This window comes from Phaeodactylibacter xiamenensis, assembly GCF_965229835.1.
Lineage (GTDB): Bacteria > Bacteroidota > Bacteroidia > Chitinophagales > Saprospiraceae > Phaeodactylibacter > Phaeodactylibacter xiamenensis.
This window is the reverse complement of the sequence record NZ_OZ245931.1, coordinates 6403640-6424062: the sequence shown is the minus strand read 5'-3', so window position 1 is coordinate 6424062 and position 20423 is coordinate 6403640. Positions and strand designations below refer to the sequence as shown.

Below are 20423 nucleotides of genomic sequence, written 5' to 3'. Positions count from 1 at the left end.
TTCTCGATTCTGAGTTTTCATTTTTAAGGCGGGAGAATTCATATTTTCAATTCCATAGAATGCCAATTCTGATGCGGTACCCCATAACGCTCTGGCTATGTGCCGTGGCGGGCTTTTGCCCAACATGGACATATAGCCTTTGTTGGCTACAGTTTTCTTTCTTCATAATAATATATCCAACGTCTTGTAAAGTGATTTTTAACGTGATTATTATTTGGTCTGAAATACTTTATTGTCTTCAATTTGCCATTTATATATTTCAAAATTAGCACCTTTTTTCGTGGTTCTTTTTTACTTTTTGAATAACTGATTGGTTCTGCAAGAATCCATTTTCCATGCCTTCGCCCATTTTTAAATTTTCCCTTTATCGAGTAATAAGTCTTGTCCGATGAATTTGCCAAATTACTTTGGTCTATTTTAAATTCCCCTTGTTTCTTTTCTTTAAAAATTCGTAAGGCTTTTATTTCAGAAGAATAGTTTTTTGAATCTACTCGAATTCTTCTTTGACAACCTCCAATTTCAATTACTTCTGTTTCTTCATTATCTGTTTTCTCTCCAAAATAGAAAATGTACTTTTTACCTATTTCAGGTTCCCAATAACAGCTTGAATTTTTATCGGTTGCTCTTAATTTAATTATCCTTTTTGTCAGTTTGCCTTTAAAAACCTCAATTATTTCCGTGTTGAATTCTGTAAAATTGTTTGGTGGTAACATTGGAATAGGGGGATGTTTTTTGTTCCAACCTATAGTATCTTTTTGATATTGAGCTAATTTTTCTTCATAATTATCATCAATTTTATCAATCACTTTGATTTCAGCTATGTTAATTGATTCATCGTAATTTTGAATGTCAAAACTTTTAGCCATATAGCAAGTACATCCAAAAATTACATTTGGAATAATAAGTGTCAAAATTGATATGATGGTTATTTCTTTCATTCTAATTGTAGCCAACGGCTAGGCTACACGCAGTGGGGGATTTTTTAACAAACCCTCTCCTTTTTATTTCAAAGATACAGCACAGACAGCAAAAAGACGAAATTGGCGAAGCTTGGCTTTTTGATGGCTGTGCGGATTTTGATTCACCTTTTTCATTTCTAGGATTTTACCTCCATTGTGTGTAGCCCTGTGTTGGGTGCAGGGCGGGTTGGCTGTGAGCCCGAGCAATTGCCGCACATAAGAGCCCCCAAGGGCGAGGATGTGCGCAGTGCCGGGCGGGCGGGATGGCTCCCCCCGGTAGGGCTTGCACCCAACGGCCCGGCTACGTGACGTGCCGGACTCTAAATTTACCATTTTCCTTTCATTTCACAAATACTAGCGCAGGCAGCAAAAGACAAAACTGGCGCAGCCTGGCTTTTGCTGCCTGCGCGGGTTTTCCATCTCCATTTTTCTTTCGAAGATTTTTACCGGCATGGCATGTAGCCATTGTTGGGCGCTTCCATTTTATTCGTTGTAAACCTAAAAAAGCGACCGTTTTAACGGTTCTGGATACTTTAAAAGGGCCTTTTCTACTGATTTTTCAATCTCATTGAATCGATTCCCTAATTCTGATGATCTCAAATTGATCTTGAAAACTGATCTCAATTTACCGGTTTCAAATTCCTGATCTTGAAGACTAATCTCCCAAATTGATCAAAATTTCTAATCTCCAGTCTTCAATTTGATTCGGCTAAATTCCAGTTTTTCAAGTCGATCTCAATTAAAGTTGACCAATTCAATCTACTGATTTTCAATCTCTAAAATTTCAACTTGATTCTCGACAACCCGATTCAATTTGATCAGATTCTTATTCGGTGAAAGGTTCAAATTTCTTGATCTCCTACCCTACTCAATTCAACGGTTTACCCAAATTCTTGAATTTTCGTATTGAGGCCCTAAACGTAAACTCTCTCCCAAAAACTCAATTTCTTCTTTCGATGACAGGGAGCGGTAATTGTTAAGGATCTCAATTATTCGGGACAACGGATTACCCGATAAAACAACTCTATTTTCCTTTTTTGCCTGCCTAATTGGGCTATACATTCAATTGACCGTAACAAACAAAACTCGGGTTCCAAAAACCAATTATTCCCGATTTTCAAAGGCAGGCTTAATCTCTAATCGTTTGTTTATCAGTTTTTTATTCCCAGAATGGAGTGCGCCCAACGGCCAGGCTACACGCAGTGGGGGATTTTTCCATCAACCCTTTCTGGTCTTGATTCAAATATACAGCGCAGACAGCAAAAAGACGAAATTGGCGAAGCTTGGCTTTTTGCTGACTGTGCGGATTTCTTACCCACACTTTTCATTTCTAAGACTTTACCCCCATTGTGTGTAGCCCTGTGTTGGGTGCAGGGCGGGTTGGCTGTGAGCCCGAGCAATTGCCGCACATAAGAGCCCTAAGGCGAGGATGTGCGCAGTGCCGGGCGGGCGGGATGGATCCCCCCGGTAGGGCTTGCACCCAACGGCCAGGCTACACGCAGTGGGGGATTTTTTAACCAACCCTTTCTGTTCTTGATTCAAATATACAGCGCAGACAGCAAAAAGACGAAATTGGCGAAGCTTGGCTTTTTGATGGCTGTGCGGATTTCTTACCCACACTTTTCATTTCTAAGACTTTACCCCCATTGTGTGTAGCCCTGTGTTGGGTGCAGGGCGGGTTGGCTGTGAGCCCGAGCAATTGCCGCACATAAGAGCCCTAAGGCGAGGATGTGCGCAGTGCCGGGCGGGCGGGATGGCTCCCCCCGGTAGGGCTTGCACCCAACGGCCCCGGCTACCCGCAGGCCCGGATTCTTGAAATTAATCTTTTCATCCCATTTCACCAAAATAGCGCAGGCAGCAAAAGGCTAACTTGGCGAAGCCCGGGCTTTTGCTGACTGCAGCGGACTTTCTTTTCTCTTTTTTCATTTTCAGGATTTTACCGGGCTTGTCGGGTAGCCACTGTTCACAGCATTCGCGTTTTATCCGATTTTCACAAAACGAGCGGCCATTTCTCTATTTTCGAAGATGAGAAAAGGGGGCTTTTCCGAAGTTTTTCAAATTATCCGATTTGGACAACCAATTTTCGGGCAATACTGATACCCTCATTTGTTTTATCGCCCGTAAAAACCAACTTAACCCAATGAAAATCATTCAATTATTCTCCTGCTGAATCTATTCAATGCACCTGCGAACCCTTAAGATTCAATCTTATTCGGGCATGAAACCTTATTTGCTCATTGATTTTCATTTACCGGTTGATTTTCATAAGCCCCCTGGACGCGGACTCTTTTCCTGATACCGTTTTTATTTCCATTCAACGGGGCCGCGGTAACTCTTGATCTAATTTTTCAATTCGGGCTATCCCAATTCTCCTAAACCAACTATAAAACTGTAGAAACTTCATTTGCCCCGCCTTAAAAGACTTTTCTCCAATGGACTAACCAATTTAAGCCCAGTTTCTGAAAATTTCTACTCGGGCATTTTCCATTTCCAGGCGGGGAGAATCCTTATTTCAAATTCTTACTGATACCTTTCATTAGTTGCGCGATTGTCTGTGAACGGCCAGGCTACGTGACGTGCCGGACTCTAAATTTACCATTTTCGTTTCATTTCACAAATGCTAGCGCAGGCAGCAAAAGGCGATCTTGGCGCAGCCTGGCTTTTGCTGCCTGTGCGGGTTTTCCATCTCCATTTTTCTTTCGAAGATTTTTACCGGCATGACATGTAGCCATTGTTGGGCGCTTCCATTTTATTCGTTGTAAACCTAAAAAAGCGACCGTTTTAACGGTTCTGGATACTTTAAAAGGGCCTTTTCTACTGATTTTTCAATCTCATTGAATCGATTCCCTAATTCTGATGATCTCAAATTGATCTTGAAAACTGATCTCAATTTACCGGTTTCAAATTCCTGATCTTGAAGACTAATCTCCCAAATTGATCAAAATTTCTAATCTCCAGTCTTCAATTTGATTCGGCTAAATTCCAGTTTTTCAAGTCGATCTCAATTAAAGTTGACCAATTCAATCTACTGATTTTCAATCTCTAAAATTTCAACTTGATTCTCGACAACCCGATTCAATTTGATCAGATTCTTATTCGGTGAAAGGTTCAAATTTCTTGATCTCCTACCCTACTCAATTCAACGGTTTACCCAAATTCTTGAATTTTCGTATTGAGGCCCTAAACGTAAACTCTCTCCCAAAAACTCAATTTCTTCTTTCGATGACAGGGAGCGGTAATTGTTAAGGATCTCAATTATTCGGGACAACGGATTACCCGATAAAACAACTCTATTTTCCTTTTTTGCCTGCCTAATTGGGCTATACATTCAATTGACCGTAACAAACAAAACTCGGGTTCCAAAAACCAATTATTCCCGATTTTCAAAGGCAGGCTTAATCTCTAATCGTTTGTTTATCAGTTTTTTATTCCCAGAATGGAGTGCGCCCAACGGCCCGGCTACGTGACGTGCCGGATTCTAAATTTACCATTTTCGTTTCATTTCACAAATGCTAGCGCAGACAGCAAAAGGCGAAACTGGCGTAGCTTGGCTTTTGCTGCCTGTGCGGCTTTTCCCATCTCCATTTTCCTCTCGAAGATTTTTACCGGCATGGCATGTAGCCATTGTTGGGTGTCGCCATTATTTGATTTTCATTCAACTTAATTCAATCGACGATTTACAGACCAATTTTTTCAATTCTTAACTTTGATCGAATTCTAATTGACCCTTTTCTTATCCTAGCTTAATATCAAATTCAATTTTCATAATTGAGTCAAAAGCCAAAATCCTATTTCAGTTGATCACGAAAAATACCAAAATCCAGTATTTTCAGAGGTTGAGATACAGCATAATCTTGAAAAGAGATCAGTTCTTCCTCTATTCGCCTTAATTGTCATCTAATTTCTTAAATCCAAGATAGAAAACTCCAACTCCTGAAATCAAGGAAATCCAATTCAATGTTCTCAATCCTTGAAAGATTGGTTCTTGATCGAATAAATAAATTAGACCATGAACCACACCATTTAGGACCAATACTAGTCCAATTATTGAGGTAATTATCCAAAGTACATCAAATAATCTTGCAGTCATTTTTTTAGAATTGTTGTTAAGAAATCTTAATCCTGTTTGTAATTCATTAGGGTTCAATTTGTTCCCTATTTCATCTATTGATTACTCTTTGTTTTTCTGGTGACACCCAACGGCCCCGGCTACCCGCAGGCCCGGATTCTTGAAATTAATCTTTTCATCCCATTTCACCAAAATAGCGCAGGCAGCAAAAGGCTAACTTGGCGAAGCCCGGGCTTTTGCTGACTGCAGCGGACTTTCTTTTCTCTTTTTTCATTTTCAGGATTTTACCGGGCTTGTCGGGTAGCCACTGTTCACAGCATTCGCGTTTTATCCGATTTTCACAAAACGAGCGGCCATTTCTCTATTTTCGAAGATGAGAAAAGGGGGCTTTTCCGAAGTTTTTCAAATTATCCGATTTGGACAACCAATTTTCGGGCAATACTGATACCCTCATTTATTTTATTGCTCGTAAAATCAACTTAACCCAATGAAAATCATTCAATTATTCTCCTGCTGAATCTATTCAATGCACCTGCGAACCCTTAAGATTCAATCTTATTCGGGCATGAAACCTTATTTGCTCATTGATTTTCATTTACCGTCTGATTTTCATAAGCCCCCTGGACGCGGACTCCTTTCCTGATACCGTTTTTATTTCCATTCAACGGGGCCGCGGTAACTCTTGATCTAATTTTTCAATTCGGGCTATCCCAATTCTCCTAAACCAACTATAAAACTGTAGAAACTTCATTTGCCCCGCCTTAAAAGACTTTTCTCCAATGGACTAACCAATTTAAGCCCAGTTTCTGAAAATTTCTACTCGGGCATTTTCCATTTCCAGGCGGGGAGAATCCTTATTTCAAATTCTTACTGATACCTTTCATTAGTTGCGCGATTGTCTGTGAACGGCTAGGCTACACGCAGTGGGGGATTTTTTAACAAACCCTCTCCTTTTTATTTCAAAGATACAGCACAGACAGCAAAAAGACGAAATTGGCGAAGCTTGGCTTTTTGATGGCTGTGCGGATTTTGATTCACCTTTTTCATTTCTAGGATTTTACCTCCATTGTGTGTAGCCCTGTGTTGGGTGCAGGGCGGGTTGGCTGTGAGCCCGAGCAATTGCCGCACATAAGAGCCCCCAAGGGCGAGGATGTGCGCAGTGCCGGGCGGGCGGGATGGCTCCCCCCGGTAGGGCTTGCACCCAACGGGTTGTGCAGCCGCAGTACGCAGCGCAGCGGAGTATTGTCGGCTGCACTGTGTTGGCTGCTGTTTCAAATAAACTCTCTCTTTATAATTTGAGGAGGAATTTGTAGTGATTTTGTTTTGATCTCATCCAAACCAACCACATTTAAATCTAAAGTCCTGTGTTGTCTGTCAATTGACTGAATAATAATTTTTTTGACCATAAATGATCCAAACTCTTTCAATTCAAGATCACAACCTAAGCATAATCTGCCAATCAAAATATCAAAAGTTGACCCAATTTTATCTATGCATTTCAAATAATTATTTGCAGCAAATAGAAAAGTTCCAGATGGATAAATTGCAAATTCTAATAAATAGAATTTTTGATAAATATCTTCCTCGATTTTCCATTTTATAGCTTTCATTTTTTTATTAGATTTGGATACCTGGAATAGCAGGAACTTTCCACTAGTTTTAATTGAAAAGATTTTACCTGATCTTTTCCTATGTCCAAACTCAAGCAATAACTCGTTTGAGTTTTTATTCTTAAGTCGAATCTCCATACATATTCTAATACCTCTTCTTCTTGACCTTTTAATCGCAAACTGCATACAGCTATTTGAAAACTGCATACCCTCTAAAGTTTTACCATTTTCAATTACTTTCGGCTGATAACCTTCATGAAAAGAGTATCCATCTCTTAAGGACCCTAAAACTTCTTCATAAAAACTAAACAGGTCTACAAAACAATTTGCAACTTGTTTTACAAGCCTCCAAGCATGATCTTCATGTTTTATAAAGAATTCTTCATATATAATTTCATGTTTTTGCTCAAGCGGTATCATATGTAGTCCTCCGTTATACGCTAAACTCAAGCAGAAGTCTTTGATAGTATAGAATATACCATTTATTTCAATAATATTTAATGACAAGAAATCGCTTAATCTTATATGCATCTTTTCTTTACCATACGGGTATAAAACTTGAACCATCTTTTGATTTGGAGATAAATCAATCAATAAGTCATACTCTGGAGCAACCGAAATTAGAGTAAAGAAATCAAACTTGTTTATCTCCTCGAGCCAAGTACTTGGATGATCTAAGAACATTATTCTAACGAAAAGTGGTAAAGAATCATAAAGTCTTTTTGATTCTTGCTTCAAGTCATTCTTTAAATTTTTAAAATGACCAATTCCTCTGTTTTCTCTTGAAAGATGACTCAAAACTTATCCCCTTTAAAAAGTGTTTCTCTTTGTTTTTAAATAGCAGCCAACGGCCCGGGCTACACGCAGGCCGGGATTCTTGAAATTAATCTTTTCATCCGATTTCACCAAAATAGCTGCGGTGGGCAAAGGCGAAATTGGCGTAGCCTGGCTTTGCCCGCCGCAGTGGACTCTTTTTTCTAATTTTTCAATGGAGGATTTTACCCGGCTTGTGTGTAGCCAATGTTCACAGCATTCGCGTTTTATTCGATTTTTACAAAACGAGCGGCCATCTCTCTATTTTCGAAGACGAGATAAGGGGGCTTTTTTCAAGTTTACCCAATTCTCAGATTTTGATAACCAATTTCCGGGCCAAACAGCTAACCTCATTTGTTTTATCACCCGTAAAAATCAACTTAACCCAATGAAAATCATCCAATTATTCTCCTGCTAAATCTATTCAATGCACCTGCGGACTCTTGAGCAATTCTCAAATTCGGGCATAAAACCCATATTTGCTCGTTGATTTTCATTTACCGTTTTGATTTTCATAAGCCCCCTGGACGCGGGCTCTTTTCCTGATACCGTTTTCATTTCCATCGGACGGGGCCGCGGTAACTCTTGATCTAATTTTTCAATTCGGGCTATCCCGATTCTCGTAAACCAACTAATAAACTGTAGAAATTTCTATTTACCCCGCCTTAACAGACTTTTTTTCCAATGGACTAACCAGTTTATACCCAGTTTCTGAAAATTTCTACTCGGGCATTTTCAAGTTTTAGGCGGGGAGAATCCTTATTTCAAATTCTTACTGATACCTTTCTACAGTTGCGCGATTGTCTGTGAACGGCCTGTGCATGCGCCGTGCCGACCATCGGGAGGCATGGACGTATGCACTATGTTGCACGCATTCACAAATAAATCGTTCCCCCTTTTATTTGAGTTCCTAATTTACTCAAATAAGAGTTATCAAATATAACTTGACTTAGAGAAATACTTTCGCATTCGTGGTACTTTATCTTACCAAAATCAATTGTCAAATCTGCCTCTTTAATCACCTTGTCTCTTGCTAAAACCGCCTCTCTCATAATAAGGCTCATATTACTATTTCTCAATAAAATTTCATCTAGAATTCCAAGTATAGCCATCATGGGATCAACATCAAATAGCTCATTTGAATCATTCGGCAGATTTTCAATATTGTTCCATCCATATGAGATGTTATGGATTATAAGTTTGTTTTCAGAATCGGTAGAAAAGAAATTAGCTAGGGGCAGATATCCTGTATCATTGTAATTATAGCAATGTCCTATAGAAGTCAGAAGATTACTTGGATGATATATATGAATATTCATTTGATTGAAATCGATATTTTTAATTATTGCCTCAAATAAACACAATACTGTGTTTTTAAATTGATCAGGCCATAATTTATGGTTCGACATAGTATCCTTTACCTCTTTGATTAAATCGGTTTCTTCAGGACAAACTACAGTTTCGAACACTCCACCTGCTGAATGGTCTCTTCCTTTTAATTTATAAATTATTCTGCCAATATCCACACCTCTCGGATCTGAATTATAAATTCCGAATGCATGAACATTACTAATACTCCATCCCTGTTCTCCTAACATACTTGTTAATTTAACCGGATCGGATTCCTCTATTTCATCGCTATAAATATACTTATCCAACAATGTATAAATACGATCTTCCAATGAATAAAGCAACTCCTCTCGTGTAGTTTCATCGTCAAGCAGTTCCTTAATATCTTCTCTAAACCTTCCATCTAAGTCAATAATTCTAGTATACCTTTCTATTGGGTATCTTAGAATAGCTACATAACAGCCATATTTATAGATTATTCTACTATTTTTTTCATTTTCAATATCAAGTATAACGAAGTCATCTATACCTAATTTTATTAGCTTACATGAAATCATTTCAGTAAAATCATTACGTTTTTCTCTAGTAATAAAAAGATCTACCGAATGATTGGGACTAAACTCTCCATGCCTCCGAGGTATATTAAGTATCGAAATTCTTTGTGCCGATTTAACGCTCCATTCATTATTTACAATCAATTGATAACCCTCTATTTGAAATCGAGATGCGAATTCAGAAAAAGGGTATATAAGCTCGTTCCATTCTGAAGATGCAAGTATCAGCCTAACTTCGCTGTCTTTTAGACCAAACTTTTGTTGAACAAACACTTTGTATTTAAGTAGTTCATGAATTGCTTGTCGAGCTGCTTGATTTGATCTTTTTATTTCGATAACTACAACTCGATTCTTGTTATCCTTAGCTAGAATATCAATAAACCCTTTCGTTTTCACCTCCAGCTTTGGATCAATAAAAAATTCTTTTTCAATAAGAACTAGACTTTGATCAATAATATTTAATCTTTCAGCAAGGTTATCTCGTATTTTTGATTCCATTTTAAATTACATGTCTTAGGTTTTACTCATATTTCATTTTTCGATTGCGTGCAACGACCCGGCTACGTGCTGTGCCGGATTCTAAATTTACCATTTTCGTCTCATTTCACAAATGCTAGCGCAGGCAGAAAAAGGCGATGATGGCGAAGCCTGGCTTTTTCTGCCTGCGCGGGTTTTCCATCTCCATTTTCCTCTCGAAGATTTTTACCGGCATGGCATGTAGCCATTGTTGTGCGTTCGTGTTTATTTCACTTCAAATTTCATCTTTGTCAGTAATTTACCGAAGTAGTTCTTATAGTTATAAGTTTTCCTTATTTCTGTATCTAAAAAGCTTTGAATATTCGTTACTCCAAAGTTTTCATAATTCGACTGAAACACAAAATATTCACTACTTGAATTCAAAAACCTCTCCTTGAAATATCTATTCGTTTTGAGCAAATTCTGAATACCGTTCTCTAAAATTTGTGTTTTGTGTTCTATCCAAGTCTGGTCGTATCTTTTTATAAGTTTTTCTATTCGTAGTAATCGATTTTTTTCTTCCGATTTAAGTGCATCAACAGCCAATTTCCAGTCTAAAAACAAAACACATTTATGAAATATCAAATATTGAAATAGCGATTTAAATTCTAGCAACTCCGGTAGTCCTTCAACACGATATTCATTTGGATTAATAATATTTGATTCTCCTTCAAAAGAATTTGCCGAAAACAAGGAATAAAATTCATCTTGCTCATCTACTACACTTATTTGAATTTCTGCTTTTTGTGCCAAATGATTCTTGATAAAAGAGTCAATACTATTTCTATGACCGTATTTATAATCATTGTATTCGATCACTAATTCCCTTTTTAGCAAGAACAGTTTTTCCTTTTCAGCTTGATTTGCTTTTTCTTCAAACTGAGGCAAATCTCCATATTTTGAAATTAACTTATTGATTTCATTTATCATCATTTTAATAGTTCATGACGCACAACGGCCCGGCTACGCGCAGGCTGGGATTCTAAATTTACTCTTTTCGTTTGATTTCACCAATACTAGCGCAGTCAGCAAAAGGCGAAACTGGCAAAGCCTGGCTTTTGCTGACTGCAGCGGGCTTTTCATTCTCTTTTTTCAATCGTAGATTTTTACCCAGCTTGAGTGTAGCCATTGTTATGGGTTGCCGCTTTATTCTTTTAACCGTTTCAAAAAAAGGGCCCATTTTAAATTCTGGATAAACCAAAAGGCGGCTGTTCAATTCTTTTCAACTGATTTTAACCTCTTGGTTTTCAGTTGATTCAATTTCAGGATTTTGATTCTTCAATTTGATCGGCTCTTATTTCAAATCAACCAAAAATCTCACGACAATCAACCTAATTCAGAGTTCTGATCTCAATTTCCAGAAGATTCAACCTAATTTTTGATCTCTTCAATTTACTGGATTCAATCTCCCAAATCCATCAAAAACAGATTCAGGTTTTCAAATCTTGAGTTCTTGATCTTGGTTGTCAAATTGATTCAATCAACGTTTTCTAGTTCAAAATTTCCAGTTTCCAGATTTCCAAATTCTGTTTTTGGACGAGGTTCAAATTCCTGATTTCTATTTCAAAAGCCGCCTAAACTCATACTCCCTCTGAAAAAACCAATCTCATCTTTCAAGATGGGCCCGGTTAATCTTAAGAATTCAAATCTTTCGTTTTCTATCCGATTCACCGTAAAAAATACAATACTCGACAGGACCTTTACCCGCCTTTCCGAAATTTCAGTTACCCGATTAGGAACTCAAATTCTCGATTTCTGTCGAAATCCTGATTCTGAGTTTTAATTTTTGAGGCGGGAGAATCCATATTTTCAATTCCATAGAATACCAATTCTGATGCGGTACCCCATAACGGCCCGGCTACGTGACGTGCCGGACTCTAAATTTACCATTTCCGTCTCAATTCACAAATGCTAGCGCAGGCAGCAAAAGACCAAATTGGCGAAGCCTGGCTTTTGCTGCCTGCGCGGATTTTCCATCTCCATTTTCCTCTCGAAGATTTTTACCGGCATGGCATGTAGCCATTGTTATAGCCTGGCATTTTTTCTTTATTTAGTCTTCTAAATCAATTGAATATAAGGTTTTATTAGCCGTTCGAATATACATAGTGTTGTTATATAATTGAGGTTCTTCTGGAAGACCGCCAGTTTTTTGTAGTTGCCGTTCCCAAATTATTTTACCATCTTTTGAATTCATTATTCCAATTCTTGATGGCGTTATATATTCCCATCCCTTATCAGCAACAAACAAAATTTTGTCTTTATTGGCAGTATTTTTCATAAATCTATACTGCTGGTTTTTTGGTTCGTTATAATAGTCTTTTAAAACATTCACAGTTTCGTTTTTTACATCAACTTCCATTAATCTTTGATTATTTAACCATATAAGTTTATTGCCCAATATTGAAGGATGACAATAATCATCGTAGAATATTGAAGAAGGAATTGGGGCGGTTTCTTTCAAATTGATCAAATGAGATAAAAGTCCAGTTTCAACATTGATTGATATTAACATTGAGTTTGTTAATTGTATAACAAGATCATTAATGATTATACCGATGAACTTTGTTACTCTGTATTCTTTTTCATTTCCTGTAATGTCGGTATATGTGCCAAGTATATCTTTGATTGATTGACTCCAGATTGTATTTCCTGAATTGACAGAGTATGCAATAATATGTTTTTCGTGTTCGGAGATAAGAAAGTCTTGATGTCGGTAGAATTGAAATATTCGGTGATCTAATAAATCTTTGAAATCATTTGTGATAGGATTATATAATTTAGTTTTTTTATCATAACTAACAATTAGTTTATCCTCACTGATTACTTTCTGAACAAAGATATTAGGATAGTATTTCTGTTCAGTTTGAACTATATATGAATTGCCATAAAAATCTGGTACATAGAGATACGGAGTTTCATACCTTATTTCTTGAAGTTTTTCTTTACTTTTTAGGATGCATTTGTGTTCTCCATTTTCAAGCTTTAGAAGTTGGCATTCACTACTCCAATAGACTTCATTATTTACAATTGTAAAGCCTTTTACTTTTTCAGCTATTCTGTGAATTTTCATTTTCGTTTATTGCTTGGCTATAACGGCCCGGCTACGTGCCGTGCCGGACTCTAAATTTACCATTTTCGTTTCATTTCACAAATGCTAGCGCAGGCAGCAAAAGGCGATCTTGGCGAAGCCTGGCTTTTGCTGCCTGTGCGGTTTTTTTCATCTTCATTTTCCTCTCGAAGATTTTTACCGGCATGGCATGTAGCCATTGTTGGGCGCTTCCATTTTATTCGTCGTAAACCCAAAAAAGCGACCGTTTTACCGATTCTGGATACTTCACAAGGGCCATTTTTACTGATTTTTTCAATCTTCTTGAACCGGTTCCCTAATTCTGATGATCTCAAATTGATCTTGAAAACTGATCCCAATTTACCGATTTCAAATTCTTGATCTTGAAAGTCAATCTCCCAAATTGATCCAAATTTCTAATCTTCAGTCTTCAATTTGATTCAGCTAAATTTCAGTTTTTCAGGTCGATCTCAAATTCAAGTTGACCAATTCAATCTACAGATTTTCAATCTCTAAAATTTCAACTTGATTCTCGACAACCCGATTCAATTTGATCAGGTTCTTATTCGGTGAAAGGTTCAAATTTCTTGATCTTATCCCCTATTCAATTCGACGGTTTACCCAATTCTTGATTTTCCGTATCGAGGCCCTAAACGCAACCTCTCTCCAAAAAACTCAATTTCTTCTTTCGACGATAGGGAGCGGTAATTGTTAAGGATCTCAATTATTCGGGACAACGGATTACCCGATAGAAATACTGATTTTACATTTTTCTGCCTGCCTAATTGGGCTATGCAATCAATTACCGTAACAAACAAAACTCGGGTACTAAAACCAATTCTTCCCTATTTTCAAAGGCAGGCTTAATCTCTAATCGTTTGTTTATCAAATCCTTATTCCCAAATGGAGTGCGCCCAACGGCCCGGCTACGTGCTGTGCCGGATTCTAAATTTACCATTTTCATCTTATTTCACAAATGCTAGCGCAGGCAGCAAAAGGCGATCTTGGCGTAGCCTGGCTTTTGCTGCCTGCGCGGGTTTTTCAATCTCCATTTTTCTCTCGAAGATTTTTACCGGCATAGCATGTAGCCATTGTTGCCAGCAGTCAATTATTACCAATATTCCATGTAATCTCCTTTCCCTATCTTCACATAACCATATTCCCCTTGATCAAATTCAACTAAGAAAATATTGTCTATTCTTTTTATGATCCTTTCATATTTTGGCTCAATGACTATTTGTCCTCTATCTAAACTCATATTCAGCTGTTTTAAATAATGAGTTGAAAATTTTATCAATCCCCACTTATTTTTCTCCTTTACAGCTGCTATTGGTTCATAAACATTTGTGCCAATTTCTTTACAATTGAACAGCCTTACTTCATCATAAATGAAACCAGAACAAATATTCTTTTCCTTTTCGTCTTCTCCTAAGATATCGCAGAATGATATTTTTGAACGCTTTCCATATATGAGTTTTGACCCTCCTATATGTATTATCGAATCCACTTCTAATTTTAGGGTATCTAATTTTAATCCCGTTTGACCTTTTCCTTCAGTTTTCTCTATACATGAAAATTGATAATTCAAAGTTCCTCCTTCATCTTCTGGTATTTCAACTCTCCTTATCTTTACGCAGTGGTCAAACATTCCATCTTTACATTCTAATATCAAATCAACAGGTCCTTCCTCTTTGATTTTTCCATACTGATCAAAAAAGTACCGTTGGTCATCTTTATACACTATTCCGATACCTCCATTTGTAGTCGGTAGTGAATAGTTTTCTATTGAATCATATTCAATCGGGAGCACTAATTCTCCCAATTCGTTTAACACACCATATTTCTCACCTTTTTTGACTCTTGCATATATTGAATTTGGTTTTCCTAAGTAAATTGAAAACAATCCTGCTTCATCATAAATTGGTCCAACTACTATTTCTTTCTGATCGTTTACATACCCCCATTTACCATTTTTATGATAGGGCATTAATATTTTTTCGCCCTCTTGACCAAATATCAGTAGGTTAGGAATGAAAATTATTATTAGCATCAACCATTTGTTCGTTGAAGCATCTCTTATATCAACTTTATTATTTTTCAATACGTAAATTTTGTTTTTGATTGCTGGCAACGGCCCGGCTACGCGCAGGCTGGGATTCTAAATTTAATCTTTTCGTTTGATTTCACCAATACTAGCGCAGACAGCAAAAGGCGAAACTGGCGCAGCCTGGCTTTTGCTGACTGCAGCGGGCTTTTCTTTCTGATTTTTCAATCGTAGATTTTTACCCAGCTTGTGTGTAGCCATTGTTATGGGTTGCCGCTTTATTCTTTTCACTGATTTTCATAAAAGGGCCCATTTCAAATTCTGGATAAACCAAAAGGCGGCTGTTCAAACCTTTTCTACTGATTTCAATTTCTTGATTTTCAATTGATTAAATTCAGGGTTTTGATTCTTCAATTTGATCGGTCCTTATTTCTAATCAACCAAAAATCGGACGATAATCAACCTATTTCAGGATTCAGATCTCAATCTCCAGAAGATTCAACCTGATTTTTGATCTCTTCAATTTACTGGATTCAATCTCCCAAATTCATCAAAATCAGTTTCAGGTTCTCCAAATCTTGAGTTTTGATCTCTGGTCTTAGGTTTTCAAATTGATTCAATCAACGATTACCTGTTCAAAATTTCCAGATTTCCAAATTCTGTTTTTGGACGAGATTCAAATTCCTGATTTTTATTCAAAAGCCGCCTAAACTCACACTCCCTCTGAAAAAACCAATATCATTTTTCAAGATGGGCCCGGTTAATCTTAAGAATCCAAATTTTTCGTTTTCTGTCCGATTCACCGTAAAAAATGCAATACTCGATAGGACCTTTACCCGCCTTTCAAAATTTCAATTACTCGATTTGGAACTCGAGTTCTCGATTTCTGGACAATTACCCGATTCTGAGTTTTTATTTTCGAGGCGGGACAATTCATATTTTCAATTCCATAGAATGCCAATTCTAATGCGGTACCCCATAACGGCCCGGCTACGTGCTGTGCCGGACTTTAATTTTTCATTTTCATCTCATTTCACAAATGCTAGCGCAGGCAGCAAAAGGCGAACTTGGCGAAGCCTGGCTTTTGCTGCCTGCGCGGGTTTTTCAATCTCCTTTTTACTCTCGAAGATTTTTACCGGCATGGCATGTAGCCATTGTTGCAGGCAGTTTTTTATCTCATTCAATAATCCGATTCTCAGTTTACCTAAATCAACTCGTAGTATATTCACTCATGATCTCTTTAATTGTATTTAAATCTCCAAAATTAAGATCAAACCATTCGCCTCTAACTCTTTTATGAATGAATTTGTTATGTAAGTCTTTTTCTATTTGAAGTGGAGCATCCCAATACGTTATCATATTCAATTTAGGGTCTCTCCCTTGCAATGTTCTCTCTCTTGTATTTGGATTCTTACTTCTACCAATTTTGATTAAGTTACTAGATTCACTATGCATTAAGTATATTTTATTTTCAAATTTATTTGTATCAACAACATGGCTGAATATACTCTTGTAAACTTCAATTTTATCCTCATAATAAATCAAAATTGTACCTCTCGGATTAGATGTTAAAAGCAAAGGGTTTAATCTATCAAACCTCTGAATATCATAATTCGTAATCGTGAAAAAACCAAGTTTTTCAAATAGCGCTCTACAATTACTTAGTAAAGTGTTATATGTATCAACGGGGTCTAAATCCTCATATTCCTTAGCAATGAAGATAGAGAATGAGATCAAATATCGCATCCATTTTTCATCAGATGAATTTAACTTGATCGAATATCCCCTTATTCTGCCCAAACCCGTCATCATAAATACTGAAAAATCAATATTGACTTTATTATCCTTCAACAATAATACACCGTATCCATATTTTTCTATTCCTATTGTTACGTTATTTAAATGCCCATTATCATTCTTCAGTAGTTCTCGAATACTTGTCTCATTTAGAAGAAAGGTATTCTCGTCGACATATTTTTGGTATTCGTTCAAAGCTATTTCTTGATTATTTTTCAATTGCCTGCAACGGCCCGGGCTACACGCAGGCCGGGATTCCTGAAAATAATCTTTTCATCCCATTTCACCAAAATAGCTGCGGTGGGCAAAGGCGAAATTGGCGTAGCTTGGCTTTGCCCGCCGCAGCGGACTCTTTTTTCTAATTTTTCAATGGAGGATTTTACCCGGCTTGTGTGTAGCCAATGTTCACAGCATTCGCGTTTTATTCGATTTTACCATAACAAGCGGCCATCTTTCTATTTTCGGAGACGAGATAAGGGGGCTTTTTCCAAGTTTACCCAATTCTCCGATTTTGATAACCGATTTTCAGGCAAAACTGATACCCTCATTTGTTTTATCGCCCGTAAAAACCAACTTAACCCAATGAAAATCATTCAATTATTCTCCTGCTAAATCTATTCAATGCACCTGCGAACCCTCAAGATTCAATCTTACTCGGGCATGAAACAGTTATTTGCTCGTTGATTTTCATTTACCGTTTTGATTTTCATAAGCCCCCTGGACGTGTACTCTTTTCCTGATACCGTTTTCCTTTCCATCGGACGGGGCCGCGGTAACTCTTGATCTAATTTTTCAATTCGGGCTATCCCAATTCTCGTAAACCAACTAAAAAACTGTAGAACGTCTCATTTACCCCGCATTAACAGACTTTTTCTCCAATGGATTAACCAGTTTATACCCAGTTTCTGAAAATTATTACTCGGGCATTTTCCATTTCCAGGCGGGGAGAATCCTTATTTCAAATTCTTACTGATACCTTTCATCAGTTGCGCGATTGTCTGTGAACGGCCCGGCTACGCGCAGGCTGGGATTCTAAAATTACTCTTTTCGTTCAAATTCACAAATACTAGCACAGGCAGCAAAAGGCGAAACTGGCGCAGCCTGGCTTTTGCTGACTGCAACGGGCTTTTCATTCTGATTTTTCAATCGTAGATTTTTACCCAGCTTGAGTGTAGCCATTGTTGGGCGCTTCCATTTTATTCGTTGTAAACCTAAAAAAGCGACCGTTTTACCGGTTCTGGATACTTCAAAGGGCCGTTTTTACCGATTTTTCAATCTTTTTGAACCAATTCCCTAATTCTGATGATCTCAAATTGATCTTGAAAACTGATTCCAATTAACCGGTTTTAATTCCCGATCTCGAAGACTAATCTTCCAAATTGATCCAAATTCTTAATCTCCTGTCTTCAATTTGATTCAGCTAAATTTCAGTTTTTCAGGTCGATCTCAAATTCAAGTTAACCAATTCAATATACTGATTTTCAATCTCTAAAATTTCAACTTGATTCTCGACAACCCGATTCAATTTGATCAGATTCTTATTCGGTGTAAGGTTCAAATTTCTTGACCTCCTACCCTATTCAATTCGACGGTTTACCCAATTCTTATTTTCCGTATTGAGGCCCTAAACGTAAACCCACTCCAAAAAACTCAATTTCTTCTTTCGATGACAGGGAGCGATAATTGTTAAGGATCTCAATTATTCGGGACAACGGATTACCCGATAAAACAACTCTATTTTCCATTTTTTTGCCTGCCTAATTGGGCTATGCAATCAATTGACCGTAACAAACAAAACTCGGGTTCCAAAAACCAATTATTCCCGATTTTCAAAGGTAGGCTTAATCTCTAATCGTTTGTTTATCAGTTTTTTATTCCCAAAATGGAGTGCGCCCAACGGCCCGGCTACGCGCAGGCTGGGATTCTAAATTTACTCTTTTCGTTTGATTTCACCAATACCAGCGCAGGCAGCAAAAGACGAAAATGACGAAGCCTGGCTTTTGCTGCCTGCAGCGGGCTTTTCATTCTCTTTTTTCAATCGTAGATTTTTACCCAGCTTGAGTGTAGCCATTGTTATGGGTTGCCGCTTTATTCTTTTAACCGTTTCAAAAAAAGGGCCCATTTTAAATTCTGGATAAACCAAAAGGCGGCTGTTCAATTCTTTTCAACTGATTTCAATTTGCTGATTTTCAGTCGATTCAATTTCAAAATCTTGATTCTTCAATTTGATTTTCTTGAATCTAAAATCAATCAAAAATCGGATGAAATCAACCTATTTCAAGATTCTGATCTCTATTTCCAGAAGATTCAACCTGATTTTTGATCTCTGATTTAATTCGATTTCTCAGATTCATCAAAATCAGTTTCAGGTTCTCCAAATCTTGAGTTTTGATCTCTGATCTTAGGTTTTTAAATTGATTCGATCAACGATTACCTGTTCAAAATTTCCAGATTCCTGATTTTCAAATTCTGTTTTTGGACGACACTCAAATTCGTGATTTCTATTTCAAAAGCCGCCTAAACCTAATCTCCTTCTGAAAAAACCAATCCCATTTTTCAAGATGGGCCCGGTTAATCTTAAGAATCCAAATTTTTCGTTTTTTGTCCGATTCACCGTAAAAAATGCAATACTCGACAGGACCTTTACCCGCCTTTCAAAATTTCAATTACTCGGTTTGAAAATCAGTTCTCGATTTCTGGCGAAATCCTGATTCTGAGTTTTCATTTTTGAGGCGGGACAATTCATATTTTCAATTCCATAGAATGCCAATTCTGATGCGGTACCCCATAACGGCCCGGCTACACGCAGGCTGGGATTCTAAATTTACTCTTTTCGTTCGATTTCACCAATACTAGCGCAGGCAGCAAAAGACGAAACTGGCGAAGCCTGGCTTTTGCTGCCTGCAGCGGGCTTTTCATTCTCTTTTTTCAATCGTAGATTTTTACCCAGCTTGAGTGTAGCCATTGTTGGGCGCTTCCATTTTATTCGTTGTAAACCTAAAAAAGCGACCGATTTACCGGTTCTGGATACTCCAAAAGGGCCGTTTTTACCGATTTTTCAATCTTTTTAAACCGATTCTCTAATTCTGATGATCTCAAATTGATCTTGAAAGCTGATCTCAATTTACCGGTTTCAAATTCTTGATCTTGAAAGTCAATCTCCCAAATTGATCAAAATTTCTAATCTCCAGTCTTCAATTTGACTCGGCTAAATTCCAGTTTTTCAAGTCGATCTCAATTCAAGTTGACCAATTCAATCTACTGATTTTCAATCTCCAAAATTTCAACTTGATTCTCGACAACCCGATTCAGTTTGATCAGATTCTTATCCGGTGAAAGGTTCAAATTTCTTGATCTTATCCCCTATTCAATCCGACGGTTTACTCAAATTCTTGATTTTCCGTATTGAGGCCCTAGACGCAAACTCTCTCCAAAAAACTCGATTTCTTCTTTCGATGACAGGGAGCGGTAATTGTTAAGGATCTCAATTATTCGGGACAACGAATTACCCGATAGAAATACTGATTTTCCATTTTTTTGCCTGCCTAATTGGGTCATACAATCAATTGACCGTAACCAACAAAACTCGGGTTCCAAAAACCAATTATTCCCGATTTTAAAAGGCAGGCTTAATCTCTAATCGT

At 37.5% G+C, this 20423-nt stretch carries 14 protein-coding genes; 1 reads left to right on the top strand and 13 read right to left on the bottom strand.

Annotation, left to right across the window (positions count from 1 at the left end):
• Window positions 1-146: 146 nt before the first annotated feature.
• From ACO08I_RS24610 to ACO08I_RS24585, 6 genes are all read right to left on the bottom strand, one after another.
• Complete coding sequence (locus ACO08I_RS24610; protein WP_421947413.1) at window positions 147-938, bottom strand: hypothetical protein; 792 nt, start codon at window positions 936-938, stop codon at window positions 147-149.
• 5361 nt (window positions 939-6299) lie between these two features.
• On the bottom strand, window positions 6300-7376 hold the full coding sequence (locus ACO08I_RS24605; protein ID WP_421947412.1) for a hypothetical protein: 1077 nt from the start codon (window positions 7374-7376) through the stop codon (window positions 6300-6302).
• Window positions 7377-8326: 950 nt separating this feature from the next.
• Window positions 8327-9853: an endonuclease NucS domain-containing protein gene (locus ACO08I_RS24600; protein ID WP_421947411.1), complete on the bottom strand. Its 1527-nt coding sequence runs from the start codon at window positions 9851-9853 to the stop codon at window positions 8327-8329.
• A 243-nt stretch (window positions 9854-10096) separates the two neighbouring features.
• On the bottom strand, window positions 10097-10804 hold the full coding sequence (locus tag ACO08I_RS24595; protein ID WP_421947410.1) for a hypothetical protein: 708 nt from the start codon (window positions 10802-10804) through the stop codon (window positions 10097-10099).
• Between the two features lie 55 nt (window positions 10805-10859).
• Window positions 10860-11087 (bottom strand): hypothetical protein, encoded by a 228-nt coding sequence (locus ACO08I_RS24590; protein ID WP_421947409.1) that lies wholly within the window; start codon window positions 11085-11087, stop codon window positions 10860-10862.
• A gap of 834 nt (window positions 11088-11921) precedes the next feature.
• A complete protein-coding gene (locus tag ACO08I_RS24585) occupies window positions 11922-12941 on the bottom strand; it encodes a hypothetical protein (RefSeq protein ID WP_421947408.1) in 1020 nt (339 codons plus the stop codon).
• Between the two features lie 81 nt (window positions 12942-13022).
• Here ACO08I_RS24585 and ACO08I_RS24580 point away from each other — a divergent pair, with 81 nt between their 5' ends.
• The gene (locus ACO08I_RS24580) at window positions 13023-13319 is read left to right on the top strand and encodes a hypothetical protein (protein WP_421947407.1); all 297 of its coding nucleotides are present in this window, start codon (window positions 13023-13025) and stop codon (window positions 13317-13319) included.
• Between the two features lie 730 nt (window positions 13320-14049).
• Here the strand turns inward: ACO08I_RS24580 and ACO08I_RS24575 are convergent.
• The 7 genes from ACO08I_RS24575 to ACO08I_RS24545 all read right to left on the bottom strand — a co-directional run bounded on the left by ACO08I_RS24575 (window position 14050) and on the right by ACO08I_RS24545 (window position 19744).
• Window positions 14050-15039, bottom strand: coding sequence for a WG repeat-containing protein (locus ACO08I_RS24575; protein WP_421947406.1), 990 nt, complete (start codon window positions 15037-15039; stop codon window positions 14050-14052).
• A 63-nt stretch (window positions 15040-15102) separates the two neighbouring features.
• Complete coding sequence (locus ACO08I_RS24570; RefSeq protein WP_421947405.1) at window positions 15103-15243, bottom strand: hypothetical protein; 141 nt, start codon at window positions 15241-15243, stop codon at window positions 15103-15105.
• Window positions 15244-16010: 767 nt separating this feature from the next.
• Window positions 16011-16211, bottom strand: a complete 201-nt coding sequence (locus ACO08I_RS24565) for a hypothetical protein (RefSeq protein WP_421947404.1) — start codon at window positions 16209-16211, stop codon at window positions 16011-16013.
• Window positions 16192-16974, bottom strand: a complete 783-nt coding sequence (locus ACO08I_RS24560; protein ID WP_421947403.1) for a GIY-YIG nuclease family protein — start codon at window positions 16972-16974, stop codon at window positions 16192-16194. The genes ACO08I_RS24565 and ACO08I_RS24560 overlap by 20 nt, the downstream gene beginning before the upstream one ends.
• An 843-nt stretch (window positions 16975-17817) precedes the next feature.
• Complete coding sequence (locus ACO08I_RS24555; protein ID WP_421947402.1) at window positions 17818-17958, bottom strand: hypothetical protein; 141 nt, start codon at window positions 17956-17958, stop codon at window positions 17818-17820.
• A gap of 751 nt (window positions 17959-18709) precedes the next feature.
• Complete coding sequence (locus ACO08I_RS24550) at window positions 18710-18850, bottom strand: hypothetical protein (RefSeq protein WP_421947401.1); 141 nt, start codon at window positions 18848-18850, stop codon at window positions 18710-18712.
• A 753-nt stretch (window positions 18851-19603) separates the two neighbouring features.
• Window positions 19604-19744, bottom strand: a complete 141-nt coding sequence (locus ACO08I_RS24545; RefSeq protein ID WP_421947400.1) for a hypothetical protein — start codon at window positions 19742-19744, stop codon at window positions 19604-19606.
• Window positions 19745-20423 lie beyond the last annotated feature (679 nt).